15 protein-coding genes are annotated in these 16,816 nt (G+C 62.1%); 12 read left to right on the top strand and 3 right to left on the bottom strand.

All coding sequences use genetic code 11. The features are described from left to right. Positions 1-59 precede the first annotated feature (59 nt). The 12 genes from BMY91_RS08350 to BMY91_RS08295 all read left to right on the top strand — a co-directional run bounded on the left by BMY91_RS08350 (position 60) and on the right by BMY91_RS08295 (position 13,747). Complete coding sequence (locus BMY91_RS08350; protein ID WP_090820835.1) at positions 60-908, top strand: PaaX family transcriptional regulator; 849 nt, start codon at positions 60-62, stop codon at positions 906-908. Positions 909-1,002: 94 nt separating this feature from the next. Then, positions 1,003-2,577, top strand: coding sequence for an FAD-dependent monooxygenase (locus BMY91_RS08345; RefSeq protein ID WP_090820833.1), 1,575 nt, complete (start codon positions 1,003-1,005; stop codon positions 2,575-2,577). After that, entirely contained in the window at positions 2,570-4,603 is a 2,034-nt protein-coding gene (locus BMY91_RS08340; protein WP_090820831.1) for an acetate--CoA ligase family protein, read from the top strand. Before BMY91_RS08345 ends, BMY91_RS08340 begins: the two co-directional genes overlap by 8 nt. Beyond that, positions 4,604-6,277, top strand: coding sequence for a (2,3-dihydroxybenzoyl)adenylate synthase (locus BMY91_RS08335; RefSeq protein WP_090820829.1), 1,674 nt, complete (start codon positions 4,604-4,606; stop codon positions 6,275-6,277). Between the two features lie 11 nt (positions 6,278-6,288). Next, positions 6,289-7,431, top strand: coding sequence for a cupin domain-containing protein (locus BMY91_RS08330; protein WP_090820826.1), 1,143 nt, complete (start codon positions 6,289-6,291; stop codon positions 7,429-7,431). Next, positions 7,428-8,252, top strand: a complete 825-nt coding sequence (locus BMY91_RS08325) for a fumarylacetoacetate hydrolase family protein (RefSeq protein WP_090820824.1) — start codon at positions 7,428-7,430, stop codon at positions 8,250-8,252. Before BMY91_RS08330 ends, BMY91_RS08325 begins: the two co-directional genes overlap by 4 nt. Beyond that, positions 8,252-9,028, top strand: a complete 777-nt coding sequence (locus tag BMY91_RS08320; RefSeq protein WP_090820822.1) for a maleylpyruvate isomerase family mycothiol-dependent enzyme — start codon at positions 8,252-8,254, stop codon at positions 9,026-9,028. Before BMY91_RS08325 ends, BMY91_RS08320 begins: the two co-directional genes overlap by 1 nt. A 22-nt stretch (positions 9,029-9,050) precedes the next feature. After that, positions 9,051-9,632 (top strand): adenylate kinase, encoded by a 582-nt coding sequence (locus BMY91_RS08315; RefSeq protein WP_090820820.1) that lies wholly within the window; start codon positions 9,051-9,053, stop codon positions 9,630-9,632. 253 nt (positions 9,633-9,885) lie between these two features. Then, the gene (locus tag BMY91_RS08310; RefSeq protein ID WP_024820697.1) at positions 9,886-10,620 is read left to right on the top strand and encodes a DUF5058 family protein; all 735 of its coding nucleotides are present in this window, start codon (positions 9,886-9,888) and stop codon (positions 10,618-10,620) included. 22 nt (positions 10,621-10,642) lie between these two features. Continuing rightward, entirely contained in the window at positions 10,643-11,392 is a 750-nt protein-coding gene (locus BMY91_RS08305; RefSeq protein WP_090820818.1) for a hypothetical protein, read from the top strand. An 87-nt stretch (positions 11,393-11,479) separates the two neighbouring features. Continuing rightward, complete coding sequence (locus BMY91_RS08300) at positions 11,480-12,670, top strand: amidohydrolase (protein ID WP_256212692.1); 1,191 nt, start codon at positions 11,480-11,482, stop codon at positions 12,668-12,670. Positions 12,671-12,760: 90 nt separating this feature from the next. Continuing rightward, positions 12,761-13,747, top strand: coding sequence for an Lrp/AsnC family transcriptional regulator (locus tag BMY91_RS08295; protein WP_177179874.1), 987 nt, complete (start codon positions 12,761-12,763; stop codon positions 13,745-13,747). On the opposite strand, the gene BMY91_RS08290 is transcribed toward BMY91_RS08295, so the two are convergent. The 3 genes from BMY91_RS08290 to BMY91_RS08280 are packed head-to-tail and all read right to left on the bottom strand — an operon-like array spanning position 13,744 to position 16,736. Continuing rightward, positions 13,744-14,397: a 3-keto-alpha-glucoside-1,2-lyase-like domain-containing protein gene (locus tag BMY91_RS08290; RefSeq protein ID WP_090820812.1), complete on the bottom strand. Its 654-nt coding sequence runs from the start codon at positions 14,395-14,397 to the stop codon at positions 13,744-13,746. The genes BMY91_RS08295 and BMY91_RS08290 overlap by 4 nt on opposite strands. Then, positions 14,390-15,388, bottom strand: a complete 999-nt coding sequence (locus BMY91_RS08285; RefSeq protein ID WP_090820810.1) for a zinc-binding alcohol dehydrogenase family protein — start codon at positions 15,386-15,388, stop codon at positions 14,390-14,392. Before BMY91_RS08285 ends, BMY91_RS08290 begins: the two co-directional genes overlap by 8 nt. Continuing rightward, positions 15,381-16,736 carry an MFS transporter gene (locus BMY91_RS08280; protein ID WP_090820808.1) on the bottom strand — a complete coding sequence of 452 codons (1,356 nt, stop codon included), beginning with the start codon at positions 16,734-16,736 and terminating at the stop codon, positions 15,381-15,383. Before BMY91_RS08280 ends, BMY91_RS08285 begins: the two co-directional genes overlap by 8 nt. Positions 16,737-16,816: the final 80 nt, after the last annotated feature.

Genomic DNA, 16,816 nt, shown 5'->3' with positions numbered 1-16,816 from the left:
TTGTTGCACATCACTTAGGCCGGCCACCATTGGCGCGGCCCACAGATTTGGAGAGTCCCGTGCAGTGGAAACCCAGAGCGGTGATCCTGGATCTTTTCGGGGATTACCTACGTTATGCCGGCAGTGAAGTGAAGCTCGCAGACATCACTGCATTACTGGCAGTATTCGATATTGAAGCAGCCACGGTGCGCGTCAACCTGTCCCGGCTCCGGAAGGAGGGGTGGTTCACCACCCGGCGCGTCGGCCGCGAGACGGTCTACTCACTCACGCCCCACATGCTGGAGATACTCGACGACGGCCGGGAGCGGATCTTCCGACGCAGGGACGAGGCGTGGGAGGGCAGATGGACCATGGCCATCTACCAGGTTCCGGAATCCGAACGAGCAGTTCGCGAGCAGCTCCGGAAGCAACTCGCATGGCACGGGTTCGGCCAGCTCTCACCATCAACCTGGATGAGCCCCCATGACCTCATGGCCGAAGTCCGCCAAATCGGGATCGAAAATCCTTTGGCCAAAGTCGACGCCCTCTGGTGCGGCACAGGGAACATCCAAGAGGACAGGGACCTGGCTACCCGCTGCTGGGACCTGGACCAACTCGGCAAAGACTACGAACACTTCATTCAGTCCTACTGCACGTTGGACAATCAAGCGGTCAACGCCGCAAAGGACGGCAAAACGGCCCTCTTGGAGCGAATGCGCATCATCGGCGACTACCGACGCTTCCTCTTCCGGGATCCCTACCTCCCACGCGACCTCCAGCCCGAGAATTGGCCCAGCGGCGAGGCGTACCGCCTGTTCGGGGCCGTGCACCGACAGTTGGGTCCAGCCGCCACGGACTTCGTCTCCAGCACTCTCGGCCACGAGATCGGCCCCGGCCGCGAGGTTGCGGCAGAAGTCGGCATTCGCTGATATGTAACAAAAGCTTGACGCTCCGCTTAGATTGGTTACATAATTGGTGGTGAGACCTCTCTCACTGAATTCCAATTTTTAGAAGGTGGCATCGATGGCACTTCGCGTAGCCTGCATTGGCGGCGGTCCTGGCGGACTGTTCTTTTCAACCTTGTTCAAGCAGACCGTCCCCGACGCTGAGGTAGTACTGTTCGAACGCAACCAGGCAACTGACGCTTTCGGGTTCGGCGTGGTGTTTTCCGACGCCACCCTGAACCGCATCAACGACGCTGACCCCGTAGTCCGCGATGGCCTGCGAGACTATGGCACCCATTGGGAAGACATCGAAGTCTGGCTCAAGGGCGAGCAGAAGTCCTTCGCCGGCAATGGCATGGCCGCCATCTACCGAAAAACCCTCCTCAAGCTCATGCAGGAGCGGGCAGCCGAAGTCGGCGTCGATACACGTTTTGGGCAGTACGTCCCGGATCTCCAGCAGTTGTCCGACTTTGATCTGATTGTCGGCGCCGACGGCGCGAACTCTTCCACCCGCGAACAGCTCGGCGAAAGCCTCGGCCACTCAGCTGAAACAGCCACAGCCAAGTTCATTTGGTTCGGAACCACGTACAAATTCAGCGGCCTGACCTTCGTTCATCGCCAAAGTGAGTTCGGCAATTTCGCCGTCCATGCCTACCCGATCAGCGACGATCTGAGCACGTTCATCGTGGAAACGGATGAAGAAACCTGGCGCAAGGCAGGTTTGGATGAGTTCGATGCCAGCCAGCCTCCGGGCCCTTCAGACCTGAAGACCCAGCGTTTCCTGGAAAAGCTCTTCGCCGAGGACATTGCAGGTGAGCCGCTGGTAGCGAACAACTCCCGCTGGGCCAATTTCCGCACCCGCCGCACGCGCACCTGGCACAAAGACAACGTCGTGTTGTTGGGCGATGCAGTCCACACCGCGCACTTCTCTGTTGGTTCCGGCACCAAGATGGCCATGGAAGATGCCATCACGCTGGTTCGTGAAGTGGCGGCACACCAGGATGACCTTGAGCTGGCCTTCACCAACTATGAAGCCGAACGCCAGCCGCAGGTGGCCAAGATCCAGAACCAGGCCCGCGGCGGCCTGAGCTGGTGGGAACACTTTTCGCGCTACTACAACTCCTTTGAACCCACGCAGTTCACGTTCCACTTCTTCTCCCGCAGCATCGACATCGACAAGATCCGTCAACGCGACCCGGGATTGGTGGAATCAGCGGAACAGGACTGGCTTGATCGTCACGGGAATACGCCCTTGGAAACGCCTCTCACGGCAGGTTCCATGCGCTTCAATGGCCGTCTTTTGGCGCTCACCGAACAGAACGGCGAGTTCGCCCTGAAGCACGACGACGACAACCTCACCTTGGTCACGGACCCGGCAAAAACGAATGCCAACACCGGCCTCCTGCTCACCGCGCCCGACCATGAAGAAGGACTGGCCGCAATTTTCGAGAAACTGCCGGCCGATGCTGCTGCCGTGGTGATCCACGGCGGCAACCCGTTCACCCGCATCCTGCTCTCGGAAGAAGCCCGGCTTGGCCGCGGCCTGACCACCGTGATCGTGGACGACCGGGGTCCGGCATCCAATCTGACTCTGGTCCTCTCCGGACGTGCTGACGCTGTAGCTGCTGTCGCGGAGGGAGCTTCCAATGCATAGTCTCTCCTCTCTTTTCGCACCGCGGGGCATCATCGTCGTCGGCGCCTCGTCCAGCCCGGAAAAGCTCGGCGCCGTCATGGCGCAGTCGCTGTCCACCTACCCGGCTCCTGTGGAACTCGTGAACAGCCGGGGTGAGAATGGCATGCACACCACCATCGCCGACGCCGCGGCAGCGATCCCGGGCGGTCCGGATCTCGCAGTTCTCTGCGTTCCGGCCTCCGCCACGGCACAGGCCCTGCGTGACAGCGCCGCCAGCGGCGCCACTGCCGCCTTGGTCTGCGCCGGTGGATTCGCAGAAGCCGGCGGTCCCGGCGTCGAATTCGCCCTGCAAGTTGAGGCCGCTGTCCGGGAAACCGGCATCCGGCTGCTTGGGCCTAATACATCAGGTTTCTTTGTCCCACACCGCAACCTTCGGGCCAGCTTCGTCCCCGGCGTCGCTGAACTGGAGCCGGGTTCAGTTGCCGTGGTTGCGGCCAGCGGTGGGGTCAACCACGTGCTGGCATTCCATCTCCAGCGTTCCGGGGCGGGCGTCAGCCTGGCTGCCGGGATAGGTGCCGGCACGGATATCACGGCGCCCGACGTTCTGGACTACCTCTTGACCGACGATCAGACCAAGGCAGTTGCCCTGCACTTGGAAACAGTCTCGGACGGTCCTGCCCTGATAGATGCCGTGTCTCGCCTGAGCGCGGTCAAGCCGGTTGTCGCACTGGTGGTGGGCCGGAACGACGTTTCGGAGTTCGCCCAGTCCCATACAGGTGCTTTGGCCACCTCCTGGCGCACCACACGTTCAGTCCTTAAGCAGGCCGGTGCAGTCATTGTCGAGGATGAGAACCAGTTGGTTGCTGCCGTTACAGCCTTGGCGGGCCAGCGGCTTTCGCCTATGCCGGACCCCGGCGTAGGGCTCATTACGGGACAAGCAGGCCCCGGTCTGCTGATAGCTGATGCCCTGCACACTGCCGGCGTAACGCTGCCCCGTCTGTCGCAAAGCAGCCAGGACACTATCGGCGGGCTGCTTCCACCGCTTACCTTCCAGGCCAATCCGGTGGACACCGGACGTCCCGGACCCGGGTACGAGAAAATCGTTGCCGCCGTGGCTCAAGACCCGGCAATCGACGTCGTTGCCGTTTACGGCCTGACTGAACCAGTAGCCGATCTCCCCCTGGCTGTGGCCAACTCCGGGGCTGCACGGACCATGCCGTTCGTGATCGGCGTCGACGGACCGGACGGGGACCTGGAACGTACCCGCAAGTCCGCCCAGCAGCATGAGCTTCCCCTGATCACCGGGCCTACGTCGCTTGCCCACGGCATATCCGCCTTGGTGAACGACTCCCGTGGACAATTCCAGCGCGCAGAGGCTCCCGCAAGCTCGCTTCAATGGCCTGACGTCCAGGGCCCATGGGACGAAAACCGCTCCAAGGAACTTCTGGATGCCTTTGGTATTGCCACGCCGGATCGGCGGGTGTGCACCACGCGTGCGGCCGCTCAGCAAGCGCTGAAGGTCCTTGGAGGACCTGTGGCCGTCAAGTTGCTGGATGCCGCAGTGCTTCACAAGACCGAAATCGGCGGTGTGCATCTGGGGATCAAGTCCGCGGATGACATGGACCATGCCTTGGAAAAGCTTGAGGCCGCTGGAGCCCGCGAGTACCTTGTGGAGGCCATGGCCCCCTCGGGTGTGGACCTCGTTGTGGGCGTTCGACGCGATCCGGTTTTCGGACCGATCGTTGTTCTGGGACTCGGCGGAACCGCGGCTGAGGTGTTCGCGGACATCGCCATACGCTCCGCCCCGCTGGCCAAGCGGGCTGCGGAGGGCATGCCCGCTGAACTCTTGGCCCGCGAACTCTTGTACGGCTTCCGTTCGGGGCCGATGCTGGACACATCGGCGCTGGCAGAACTGTTGGTCAGGCTAGGCGACGCGCTGGTTTCCAACCAGGCGATCGCCGAAATCGAAATCAATCCCCTGCGCCTGACCCATAGCGGTCTCATAGCGCTGGACGCAGTAGTTATCAATGTCGAGGAGGACATTTAAATGACCAGCCACACCAGCGAAGGCACCGTCGCCTGGCCTGCAGACCTTGCTGCGGAGTTCCGTCGTAAGGGTTACTGGGAAGACCGGAGTTTGGGCAGCTACATCCATGAGACCGCAGATCGCCTTCCGGAAAAGATCGCCTTGGTGGACGGTGATGTCCGGATCACGTATTCGGAACTTGCCGACCGCATGGATGCTGCCGCTGAGCGACTCCTCCACCTGGGACTCAAGGCAGACGACCGCATGATGGTCCAGCTGCCCAACGGCTGGCAGTTCACCGTCCTGACGCTTGCTTGCTTCAGGGCTGGAATTGTTCCAGTCATGGCCCTCCCCGCGCACAGGAAGTACGAGCTGTCCTTCCTCACGGAGCTTTCGGAGTCCCGGGCCATCGCTGTGCCCGACGTCATCAAGGACTTTGATCACCAGGCCCTAGCGGAGGGACTCGCATCTTCCGTTCCGTCGCTGGACATCGTGCTTGTTTCAGGCGCGGCAAACCCTCTGAATGCGCGGCTGGAAGAGATTCTCGCACCGGGCGCGGACCCGGCCGGCGCCCGTACACGACTGGATGCTTCAGCGCCGTCCCCGGACGCGCCGGCCCTGTTCCTTCTCTCCGGCGGCACCACTGGGCTCCCCAAGCTCATCACCCGCACCCACAACGACTACGCCTACAACATCAAGGCCACCTCCGTTCCAACCAATGTCTCCGAAGACACTGTCTACTTGGGCACGCTTCCGGCCAGCCACAATTTCCCGCTCGCCTGCCCGGGCATCCTGGGAATCCTGTTCGCCGGAGGCCGCGTGGTGATGCTCCCCAGCCCTGAGCCGCGGAAGGCCTTCGCAGCGATCGAACGGGAGGGCGTCACGCTCTCCGCGGCAGTTCCGGCTGTAGCCCAGCGCTGGATTGAGCATCAGGAGGAAACCGGTGGCAACCAATTGGCGAGCCTGGAGGTCATCCAAGTAGGGGGCTCGCGGTTGCCGGATGAAATCGCCCGGAAGGTGAAGCCAGTGTTGGGTGCCACGCTGCAGCAAGTCTTTGGCATGGCTGAGGGGCTCATCAATGTCACCCGCTTGGACGACCCCGAGGACGCAATCTGCACGACGCAGGGACGCCCTGTCTCTGAAGCCGACGAGGTCAGGATCGTGGACGAGGCCGGCAACGACCTTCCCGACGGGGTTCCCGGTTCCATCCTTACCCGAGGCCCCTACACTCCCCGAGGTTACTACCGTGCACCCGAAGCCAATGCCCGGGCATTTACTCCCGACGGCTGGTACGCCAGTGGCGACATCGTGGAACGGCGACCGGACGGGAACTTGATTGTCCAAGGCCGTGATAAGGACATGATCAACCGTGGCGGCGAAAAGATTTCCGCCGAGGAGATCGAAAGCCTGGTGTACCGCATTGAGGACGTCACTATGGCCGCCGCTATCGCGATGCCTGATGAAGTACTCGGTGAAAAGCTGTGCCTCTACATCACCGTGAAGCCGGGAGCGGAAGTGACACTGGGGCAGATCCAGACGCTTCTACGCGATACCGGTGTTGCAGCCTTCAAGATTCCGGAACACCTGGTGGTAGTTGATGAGCTGCCGGCAACCAAGGTGGGCAAGATCAACAAGAAGGAACTGCGCGCCGATATCGCCGAACGGCTGGCTTCTGCCAGCGCCCACTCAAAGTAGAGAGGAAAGCAATGATCGAGAACCCAACTCATGAATCTGTGGCCGCCGCGCATGTTGTGCCGGAGCCCACTGCGGAGGAAGCTGCCCAGTTGGAGCAGTTGTATAAGGACTTCGCTGCCGGGAACATGGTGCCGTTGTGGACCGAGATCGGCGATCTGATGCCGATGGTGCCCACACCGAAGGCTGTGGCGCATGTGTGGCGCTGGAACGACTTGTATCCGCTGGCTGCCCGTGCCGGGGATCTGGTTCCGGTAGGCCGTGGTGGAGAGCGCCGGGCCATTGCCCTGGCGAATCCTGGCCTGGCCGGCACGCCCTACGCAACCCCGACGTTGTGGGCCGCGATCCAGTACCTCGGCCCGCACGAGGTCGCCCCGGAACACCGCCATTCCCAGAACGCCTTCCGTTTCGTCGTGGAGGGTGAGGGCGTCTGGACGGTGGTGAACGGGGACCCTGTGGCGATGCGCCGCGGTGATTTCCTGCTCACCCCGGGCTGGAACTTCCACGGCCACCACAACGACACCGACCAGCCCATGGCGTGGATCGACGGACTCGACATCCCCTTTGTGCACTACGCAGATGCCGGGTTCTTCGAATTCGGCACCGAACGTGTCACCGACGAAGCCACCCCGGACATTTCCCGTTCCGAACGGCTCTGGGCCCACCCGGGCCTGAGGCCCCTCTCCGGTCTCGATGACACCACCAACTCCCCCATCGCCGCGTACCGCTGGGAACACACCGACGCCGCCCTCCGGGAGCAACTCCTCTTGGAAGACGAGGGCCACCCGGCCACCGTGTCCCAGGGCCACGCCGCCATCCGGTACTCGAACCCCACCACGGGCGGGGACGTCATGCCCACCATCCGGGCCGAGTTCCACCGCCTCCGGGCCGGAGCCGCCACCGAACCGCTCCGCGAGGTTGGTTCCAGTGTCTGGCAGGTCTTCGAAGGCACCGGCACCGTGGTGTTGAATGGCGAGACCAAGGCCCTGGCCAAGGGCGACCTGTTCGTGGTCCCGTCCTGGCAGGAATGGTCCCTGACCGCGGACGCGAACGCTGTTACACCAACAGAGTTTGATCTTTTCCGCTTCAGCGATGCCCCCATTTTTGAACGACTGAACTTCAACCGCAGCTACACCGAAGGACGCAAGAACGCATGAGACTCCTCACCCTCCGCACCGCTGAAGGAACCAAAGCTGTACGCCAGGACGGCGACACCCTCACCGAAATCCCCGGGTTCGCCGATGTCGGCGCGCTGCTGGCCGACCCTGCCTGGGAACAAAAGGCCAAGGCGGCCAACGGCGCAACGCACGCGGCCGACGACGCCGACCTCGCCGCCGTCGTGCCCGCACCCGGGAAGATCATCTGCGTCGGCCACAACTACCGCAACCACATCAAGGAGATGGGCCGGGAGATCCCGGAGTACCCCACCTTGTTCGCCAAGTACCAGGAATCCCTGATCGGCCCGAACGATGACCTCGCCTTGCCGCAGGAATCGGACACCGTGGACTGGGAAGCCGAACTCGCCGTGATCATCGGCAAGAAAGGCCGCCGGATCACCGAGGCCGACGCCGCGGAGCACATCGCCGGGTACGCGGTCCTGAACGACGTCTCCATGCGCGACTACCAGTTCCGCACCATCCAATGGCTCCAAGGCAAGACCTGGGAGAACTCCACCCCGTTCGGTCCTGCCCTGGTCACCAAGGACGAATTCACTGCCGGCCCGCTCATGACCTCGGCCGTGGACGGAGAGGTCCAGCAGTCCACCCCGACCGGCGACCTCGTGTTCACCCCCGAGTTCCTGGTCTCCTACATCTCCACCATCATCACGCTCAACCCCGGGGATGTGATCGCCACCGGCACTCCCGGCGGTGTGGGCCACGCCCAGGACCCCAGAAGGTACCTGCAGGAAGGCCAGCTCCTGGTCACCACCATCGAGGGCCTGGGCCAGTTGAACAACCGCGTGGTCAAGGAAGCCTGATGGCAGCCCGTCATGACCTCGCCACCGATCCGGGCCTGCAGGAAGACCTCCTGCAGGCCCGGCGGGGCACCGCGTTCTTCGCCCGGAAACTCAACGAGCTCACCGACGCAGAGCTCGACGGCGGCACCCTCCTTCCGGACTGGACCCGCCGCCACGTTGTGGCACATGTGGGCTACAACGCCCGCGCGATTGCACGTTTGGTGGAATGGGCGGCCACGGGAGTAGAGACGCCCATGTATCCGTCCCCCGAAGCGCGAAACCACGAAATCAACTTCGGCGCGACCCTGTCGCCGATTGCGCTGCGCAACCTGTTCGACCACTCCGCCGTGCACCTTTCCGTCGAATGGCGCGATCTACCCGATGCGAACTGGTCCAACGAAGTCCGCACCGCCCAAGGCCGCACCGTCCCAGCCTCGGAAACCGTCTGGATGCGCACCCGCGAAGTCTGGGTCCACGCCGTGGACCTGAACAACGGCGCTATCTTTTCCGACGTCCCTGCCCCGGTCCTCGAACGGCTACTCAAAGACATCACCGGCGCGTGGAAAACCCGCGGCACCGACGCAGGGCTCCTCATCAACGTCACCGACACTGCCGGGAACAGCACCGACCTGACGTTCGGCGACGCCAGCGCCCCGGACCCGACGATCATCACCGGCCCCCTTCCCGCCGTCGTCGAGTGGGCCACCGGCCGCGGCACCAACAGCGTCACAGCAACCGGCCAAGGACTTGACGGTGCCTCACGAAACGAAGTCCCGCCCCCACCCAAATGGATCTAAGAGACGAGCACATAAGACGAAAATGCTGATCATTGGACCTCCCGGGTCGGGCAAGGGTACCCAGGCTGAGAGGATTTCCGAGCGCCTCGGCGTAGTCGCCATCTCCACCGGCGACATCTTCCGTGCCAACGTCAAGGGCGAAACCCCCTTGGGCATCGAAGCCAAGAAATACATGGACGCTGGCGACTTCGTTCCGGACAGCGTTACGAACAATATGGTTCGCGATCGCTTGAGCCAGAGCGACGCAGAGAATGGCTTCCTCCTGGATGGCTACCCGCGCACCACCGCGCAGGTGGATTACCTTGACCAGATCCTCGCTGAGGGCGAGCAGGAGCTCGACGTCGTGCTCCAGCTGACTGCTGACGACGAAGAACTGGTAACCCGTCTTCTGGGACGTGCCAAGGTAACCGGCCGCTCCGACGACGACGAGACTGTGATCCGTCACCGTCTTGACCTTTACCACGAGCAGACCGAGGCGGTTGTGGCCAAGTACGCCGAGCGTGGCATCCTCACGCAGGTTGATGGCATCGGCGGTATCGATGAAGTGAGCGACCGTGTCCTGACGGCAATTGCCCTGAGCTTAAGACCAACACCAGCTACCTAGCTTTCCTGAACCGCGTGACTGTCCGCGCCACCGATGAGCCCCCTCAAGCAACAGAGGGGGCTCTTCGCATTTAACCGTGCCTCCGGTCAATTAACACTGCGGCCCCACAGCGGATACACAACAGAAACGTGAGAAGTATGTACTTAACGACACTTGGTGCTGTAAAAATGAAACAAGCAGTCACTATAGTCAAACCAATCTAGCCTTTCAGACGTCCAATGGCGGACGCTGTCATTCCTTCAAGGGAGAAAACATGGTTGTTGCAGCTATCGATCCCAGTTCCACAGACATCACCCCCCTCATTCAGCACCCGGTGTTCTGGGTGTGCGCCGCCGGAGTTTTCGCCGTCGTAGTCCTTCAATCGATCATCTATTACAAGGCGATCCGCAAGGCAGCCCCAGCTGCGGATCTCACTCCTGAGCAAGTCACGGTTTCAGTCCGAACCGGTGCCGTAGCAGCCATAGGACCCTCGCTTGCTGTAGCGCTCATTGCCATTTCGTTGCTCCCGCTGTTCGGGACGCCTGCCGTGCTCACCCGCGTAGGTCTGGTGGGGTCGGCGGCCTTTGACGTCGCCGCAGCCGGAATATCCGCCGGCACACAGGGCGCACAGCTGGGCGGCCCCACGTACACACAGAAAATCTTCGCTCTGGCCTTCGCAGCCATGACGATCGGCGGGTTGGCATGGATGCTCTCAGCCTTGGTCCTCACTCCCATCCTGAGTAAGGGCGACGCCTCGCTGCGGAAGGTCAACCCAGCCGTCATGACCGTGGTGCCAACAGCGGCTCTTTTGGGCGCCTTCTTCACACTGGCATTCACAGAGGTGGTTAAATCGCCAGTCCATATGGTCACCATCGCGGTTTCAGCTGCAGCAATGGGTGTCTTCCTGCTGCTGGCACGCAAGCTGCGGCTTCCGTGGCTGCGCGAGTGGGGGCTCGGGCTTGCCATCATCGTGGCCCTCGCGGCTGCCTTCTTTATGACCGCATCCTGAAACCCTTGTAAGGAGCAACCTGATGTCTACGACAACATCTACTGACAAGTCCGCAGGATTTGCCACGTTCGACCGCACTACCTCTATCTGGGGACCAATCACCTTGGGACTCGGGCTACTCATCTCCCTCGGCGCAGCACTCTACGCTGCCTTTGGTTCCGGCATGGGAATCTCCACTACTGAACTGCTGACCGCAGTGGCTGCCGTCCTCGCGACGTTCGGAGTGATCGCGATCATTGAGCCGATCTCGTACTTCCCGATTCTCGGCCGGTCAGCCATGTACCAGGCGTTCCTCATCGGCAACATCGCCAACAAGCTCCTCCCGGCAGCCGTTGTGGCTCAAGCCAATCTGGCCGAAAGGCCCGGGACGCGCCGGGCCGAGCTCATTGCGGGCAGTGCCATCATCGGAGCGGTGCTGGTCCACATCACCACGTTGGTTCTCTTTGTCGGCGTCCTGGGTACGTGGTTGCTGGGCACCCTGCCCGCCCCACTTATTGCCACCGCCCGCGTCTACATTCTTCCCGCAGTCTTCGGAGCGGTGGTGCTGCAGAGCGTCCTAGCCATGAAAAGCCGCCGCACCACCATCGTGGCGGTCATTGTTGCTGCAGTCATTGTCTTCGTCGTGGTGCCGCTGGCCCCAGCCCTGACACACTACGCCACGGCACTCGCGGTGGTCAGCACCATAGCCATCGCCTGGTTTGCTCGCGCTAAAACGCCGCAACGTGTCGCTGATCCTGTGGTGTCAGGCGATCCTGCCACACCCACCCGCTGAGCCACACACCCGCTGAAAGGAAACACGGAATTGTCCACTACCACCAAGGTCCAACTAACCGCCACAACAGAGGTTCCCGAATCGTTTATCAACGAGTACGTCGAGGTCTACAAGCACCTGCACGCCCATCCCGAACTTTCAGGGCAGGAATTCGAGACAGCGTCGTACATTGAATCGCATCTCACGGGACTCGGGATAGAAAACTTTCGTTGCGGCGTCACGGGAGTCGTCGGCATCCTTGAAAATGGCGACGGACCTGTCGTCGGTTTTCGGGCCGACACAGATGGCTTGCCCATAGCCGAACAGACTCAATTGGACTACGCGAGCATCGACACCGGGAGGCTGCCCGATGGCGCCACTGTTCCCGTGATGCACGGTTGCGGCCACGACACTCACATCACGGCCGCGTTGGCGCTGGCAGCACTCCTCACTGAACGGAGGGACCTCTGGTCCGGCTCGTTGGTTCTCATATTCCAGCCAGGGGAAGAAACAGCCTACGGAGCAAAGGCCATGGTTGACGATGGTTTGTGGGAACGGGCACCAAAGCCCGAAGCCGTCCTCGCGCAGCACGTACTGGCCCTTGAACGGGGGAAGATCCTGATCCGCGGCGGCCACATGGCAAGCCTGGCAGACTCGTGGAAAGTCACAGTCCACGGCAAGCAAGCCCACGGTTCGCAGCCGCAGGAATCGCTCGACCCCATAGTGGCAGCCGCCGCCATGGTCCTCCGTCTCCAAACCATCGTTTCCCGGGAGCTGGCGCCCTCGACCCCCGCAGTGGTGACTGTCGGAACGTTCCATGCCGGTCTCAAAGAAAACATCATTCCCGAATCTGCGGAATTTACTATCAATGTGCGAACCCCGGATGAGGCGACCAGGGACACTGTGCTCACGGCCATTCGCCGGATCATCGCTGCGGAGGCTGCCGCTTCGGCCATGCCCGCACCCACCGTAACGGAACTGAACAGCTTTCCACGCTGTTACAACGATCCTCAAGCTGCACTGCGAGTTATGGACGCGTTCGCCGCGGACTTTGGCCCCGACGCCATAACGGAAGCTCCCTTGGGCATGGGATCCGAGGACGCAGGATGGCTCAGTGACGCCATAGGCGTTCCAGGGGTGTATTGGGCATTCGGCGCCTACGAGCCCGAACTCTTCGCCGATGGAACCTCACCGGCCGGGAACCACTCGCCGTTTTTCGCACCCGATGCCCACACTGCCGTCATCGGCGGAACCGGGGCTGCACTCTCCGGAGTGCTAGCCTATCTGGGCCGGGACTGATGAAGAGGGGTGGCCCACGAGCGCGCCACCCCTCTCCCAGGCGGCATCTGTTTGACTTACCACGGGTGGGCGCCGGCGAAAGGAACCGAATTGGAACAGCTGGACACACTGGACCGGCAAATATTAGCCGCGCTCGTCCGCAACGGTCGGGCACCATGGAGGCTGATCGCCGAGGTCTTGGGCCAGCAGGAACGGACGGTTGCCCGCCGGGGTAACAAGTTGCTGGAGTCCGGTGTTGTTCGCATCAATGCCTTCGTCAATCCCATGGCCGTCAGCACCAAATCCGCCTTCCTGCTCCGCTTAAACGTCACTCCCAGATATCTGAGCAGTGCCTGTTCCTGGCTTGCCGACCTTGAAGAATCCGCCTGGGTCAGCGGCTTGGCCGGGTCGAACGAAGGCGTGGCCGAAGTGTTTCTTCCCACCGACGGTTTGGCCGAGCTGCTTTATGACCGTCTCGCCGACGTCGATGGTGTCCAGTCGTTCACCATGACGCCGCTGTTTGACTACTTCAGGACACCATCCGGCTGGAGGCCCGACGTCTTGGACAGGGACCAATACAACGCCCTGCACACCGATGAAGATGGCCGGTTGGCGCGGCCCCTGGGCCATCATGGTCCCCTCGATGAGACCAACCACATGATTGCGCGACATCTCCAGAACAACGGGCGGGCCACTGTGGACGAGATTGCTTCGGAACTGGGTGTTTCCAAAGCCACCGTCAGCAGACGCCTGGACACCATGACCGGTTCCGGTGCGCTGTTCATCAGGGCTGTCCTTGACCTGAACCTGTTCGGATTCCCCCTCGAATCGCTTCTGACGATCAGCTGCGCTGGAGGAAAGACGCAGGAACTGGGCGAGTATCTGGCCGGTCTTTCCGTAACCAGATGGGCCGCTGCATCCGGCGACCAACTTCACGCCCAGGTGGCAGCGGCCACCATGGATGATCTGCGAATCCTGGTGAACGAACTCCACGGACGCGAAGACGTCGTTTCCGCCCGGTCATCGATGTTCGCGGAAGTCTTTAAGCGAAGCACAGTCCGTTACCGCAACGGATTGCCCGACGTAGCCGTGGCCTAGAGCGCAGAGACGCTCACGTTGGAGAAGAACGCTTCGGTTCCAATATCGACCCACAGTCCCACCCTCCCCCGAACCGGCGTTGCCTTGGTCTCCTTCACGGAAAGCACCGGCACGCCGTTGACGCTGACCCGGACACTCCGGCCCTCCACTTCGAGCCTCAAGCGGATCCATTCGTCCGGGCCAATGTCTGCCTTGGCTTCATAACGACCGTCCGGATACTCCTCGCGGAGTCGCTCAAAGTCCCACTCGGGGTAAGCGAAGTACTGCAGGCCGCGGTTCGCTCGGGGACCTGGTGGGTTGAGCTTCGCGCCGTTGAGCGGCCGAGCATAAACGGCCTCAAATCGGCGGTCATCCTCTGAAATGCGGTAAGCAATACCGGCAAAAGCCCGAGCATAGTCGGGAGCCCCGGCAGCTAAACGGGCGAACACATCCACTTCGACCACGCCGTTCTCGAATTCCACGGGAAGCAGAACGAACGTGGGTTGGTCAATGTAGTCCACTCCCGGAATGCCCCCGGCGGCTTCCTCTGTTAGCTCGACTCGAAGTGCCGCCCGACCCGCAACCTCGATGGGCTGCGCGGTGACGGACTTCAACAAAGAACCTTCGGGCAGCTCGTCCAGAGGCAGCGTTACTACGCCTGAGTCAGTCATTGAGGTTTCCTTCCACGGTGACCACGAGTTTTCCTGCTACCGAGCCGTCTTCCATATCCTGGTGCGCTTGGACAATCTGATCAAAGGCATAGGTTTTGCCGATGGGGACCGTAAGTTGTCCGGCCTCGACAGCCTCGAGGAAGTCCTGCAGGACAGGTGCCGGCAGGTCACTCGCTTCGCCGGAATATGCCGTAAGGCGGACACCGTTGGGAATGAAGTCGATGGGATAGAAGTCCTTGACAGTCCATTCATCGGAGAGCATTCCAGTGAAGCATACGGTTCCGTGGACGGCAGTAGCCGTCAACGTGTCCTGCAATGTGGGTGTTCCTACCAACTCGACTGCACCGCCGACTCCTTCCGGGAAAATCGCCCGCACGTCCTCGGCAATCGCCCCTGAATCAACCACCACGTGGTCAACGCCCGCATCGAGCAGGGCATGGGTCTTGGCGGGACTCCTGGTGGACGAGACCACGGTCATACCCTGCCGCTTGGCCAGCACTGCCAACGCCAAACCGACGGATGAGGTACCACCGCGGATAAGCAGGCTGCTTCCCGGGGGCGCGTTCACTCCAATCGCCAGGGATCCGTTGGCGGTTTGCAGCATTTCCGGCACCGCGCCGAGCGTTGCCCAGTCGAGGCTGCTCTTAAACGGAATCACGTTGGCAGCGGGCACCAGAACGTACTCGGCGTAACCGCCGTCGAACGTCCTACCCATGCCGCCCATCAGGGCGGCGGCCTGAGTACCGGCGTCGAACTCGCCACCGGGGGCTTCAACCACCACTCCGGTGGCCTCGATCCCGGGAATGCGCGGGAAGGATCCGAACGAGCCCAGTCCTCTGCGGAAATGGAACTCCGAGCGGTTGAGGCCGAAGGCATGGACCTTGAGCAGGACCCAACCCGGCGTAGCGACTGGTCGCGGAACGTCCCGGATCTTGAGGGCATCGGGTGCTCCGGGACCGTCGAGGACGATTGCACGCATCAACTCAGGCATGGTTGCTTGCTCCTTCTGGTTCGGTTTCGTGGTCGGTCACGACGGGCGACATACCCGCCGTCGACGGCGTTTGGTGCCGCCCTGCGGTTTCCGGTCCGCGGCGGATCGCCGGGATCGCTGCAAGGGCGACGACGGCAATCAAGACGCCGGGGATCAGCGGCCAGCCAGTGGTTTCGCTGAGCGCTTGAACGGCGTAGGGTGCAATGCCACCGAAGATGGTGGTTGCGATGGTTCCGCCGATCGCAAGGGCTGTGAGTCGGCCGCGAACATCGAACTGCTCTGGGATGGCTGAGGCACCGACTGCGCTAAGGCTTCCAGCCAGGCACGCCAGAACCACCACTGCCGCAACGGCCAAGGGTGCCGCGGATTGGCCTGCCGCGGCGAACATCGGAACCGGAAGAACCACAGCCCCTATCGCCAGGATGAGCAACGACCGGCGCCGCCCGAAGCGGTCTGACAGCCAGCCGGCCGCAGGCGAGGCAACAACCACGACGGCGGCCGCGAGCGTCGCCAGCGCAAGTGCGGACGATTCGGTCCAGCCTTGGAGGGAAACCAAATAAGTGGGCAGGTAGATAATGCCGACGTAATAAGCAGCGGAAACGAGACCAGAAATGACGAAGGTGCGAACGATGGCCCGCCATTGGCGCCTGATGACCTGAGGCATCGGTTCCTTGGTTTTCTGTTCACTGCTCTCAATGAAGAGCGGCGTCTCCGGCAGACGGGTTCTCAGAGCAAGGATCGCTGCGGCAAGCGCACCGCCCACTATGAAGGGGACCCGCCACCCCCACTCCTCCATCTGTGGCGCGGGAAGAACTGCGATGGTGATGGCAGCGACACCGGCGGCCAATAGCGCCCCGATTTCACTGGCCGCAGCTGCGAGGGACGTCACCAACCCCCGCCTTTTAGGATGGCTGCTCTCCAAGAGATACGTCATGACGCCCGTGTATTCGCCGCCCACAGAGAAGGCCATCACGCAGCGGAGCACCAGGAGCCACACCGCAGCGGCATCGCCAACCTGGGCATGGGTGGGCAGGATAGCCGTGCCGATGGTCGCCAGCAGCATCAACGCCATGGACGCCAACAGCACGGGTCGTCGCCCCCAGCGGTCCCCCACGTAACCAAATACCAAGCCGCCAACCGGCCGCAGGAGGTAGGACACCGCAAACGTTCCAAGGGTCATGAGGACGCCTGTAGCGCTATCACCGAAGAACACCCGGGACAGGACGGCGCTCAGATACAGGAACAGCGTGAAGTCGTACCACTCAACGACAGTTGAGAAGACGGCAATGGTGAGCCGTCCGCGGCTTAGGCCAGGCGGCGATGTGGCAGTTGCTGGTGATGTCGGCATGGGGAAGTCCTTCGCGGGGAACGGGGCGGGCTTTACCTCGAACCGAGGTACTCTTCCAACCAACAATACCTCGTTTCGAT

It is taken from the genome of Arthrobacter sp. yr096 (assembly GCF_900108925.1).
GTDB lineage: Bacteria > Actinomycetota > Actinomycetes > Actinomycetales > Micrococcaceae > Arthrobacter.
Note: the sequence above shows the minus strand (reverse complement) of the source record. Positions and strands in the feature narration are given on the sequence as shown.

Bases quoted from the DNA above. Each gene is read 5' to 3' on its own strand.
- BMY91_RS08345 (WP_090820833.1), top strand. From the start codon at position 1,003: ATGGCACTTCGCGTAGCCTGCATTGGCGGCGGTCCTGGCGGACTGTTC.
- BMY91_RS08340 (WP_090820831.1), top strand. From the start codon at position 2,570: ATGCATAGTCTCTCCTCTCTTTTCGCACCGCGGGGCATCATCGTCGTC.
- BMY91_RS08335 (WP_090820829.1), top strand. From the start codon at position 4,604: ATGACCAGCCACACCAGCGAAGGCACCGTCGCCTGGCCTGCAGACCTT.
- BMY91_RS08330 (WP_090820826.1), top strand. From the start codon at position 6,289: ATGATCGAGAACCCAACTCATGAATCTGTGGCCGCCGCGCATGTTGTG.
- BMY91_RS08325 (WP_090820824.1), top strand. From the start codon at position 7,428: ATGAGACTCCTCACCCTCCGCACCGCTGAAGGAACCAAAGCTGTACGC.
- BMY91_RS08320 (WP_090820822.1), top strand. From the start codon at position 8,252: ATGGCAGCCCGTCATGACCTCGCCACCGATCCGGGCCTGCAGGAAGAC.
- BMY91_RS08315 (WP_090820820.1), top strand. From the start codon at position 9,051: ATGCTGATCATTGGACCTCCCGGGTCGGGCAAGGGTACCCAGGCTGAG.
- BMY91_RS08310 (WP_024820697.1), top strand. From the start codon at position 9,886: ATGGTTGTTGCAGCTATCGATCCCAGTTCCACAGACATCACCCCCCTC.
- BMY91_RS08305 (WP_090820818.1), top strand. From the start codon at position 10,643: ATGTCTACGACAACATCTACTGACAAGTCCGCAGGATTTGCCACGTTC.
- BMY91_RS08290 (WP_090820812.1), bottom strand. From the start codon at position 14,397: ATGACTGACTCAGGCGTAGTAACGCTGCCTCTGGACGAGCTGCCCGAA.
- BMY91_RS08285 (WP_090820810.1), bottom strand. From the start codon at position 15,388: ATGCCTGAGTTGATGCGTGCAATCGTCCTCGACGGTCCCGGAGCACCC.
- BMY91_RS08280 (WP_090820808.1), bottom strand. From the start codon at position 16,736: ATGCCGACATCACCAGCAACTGCCACATCGCCGCCTGGCCTAAGCCGC.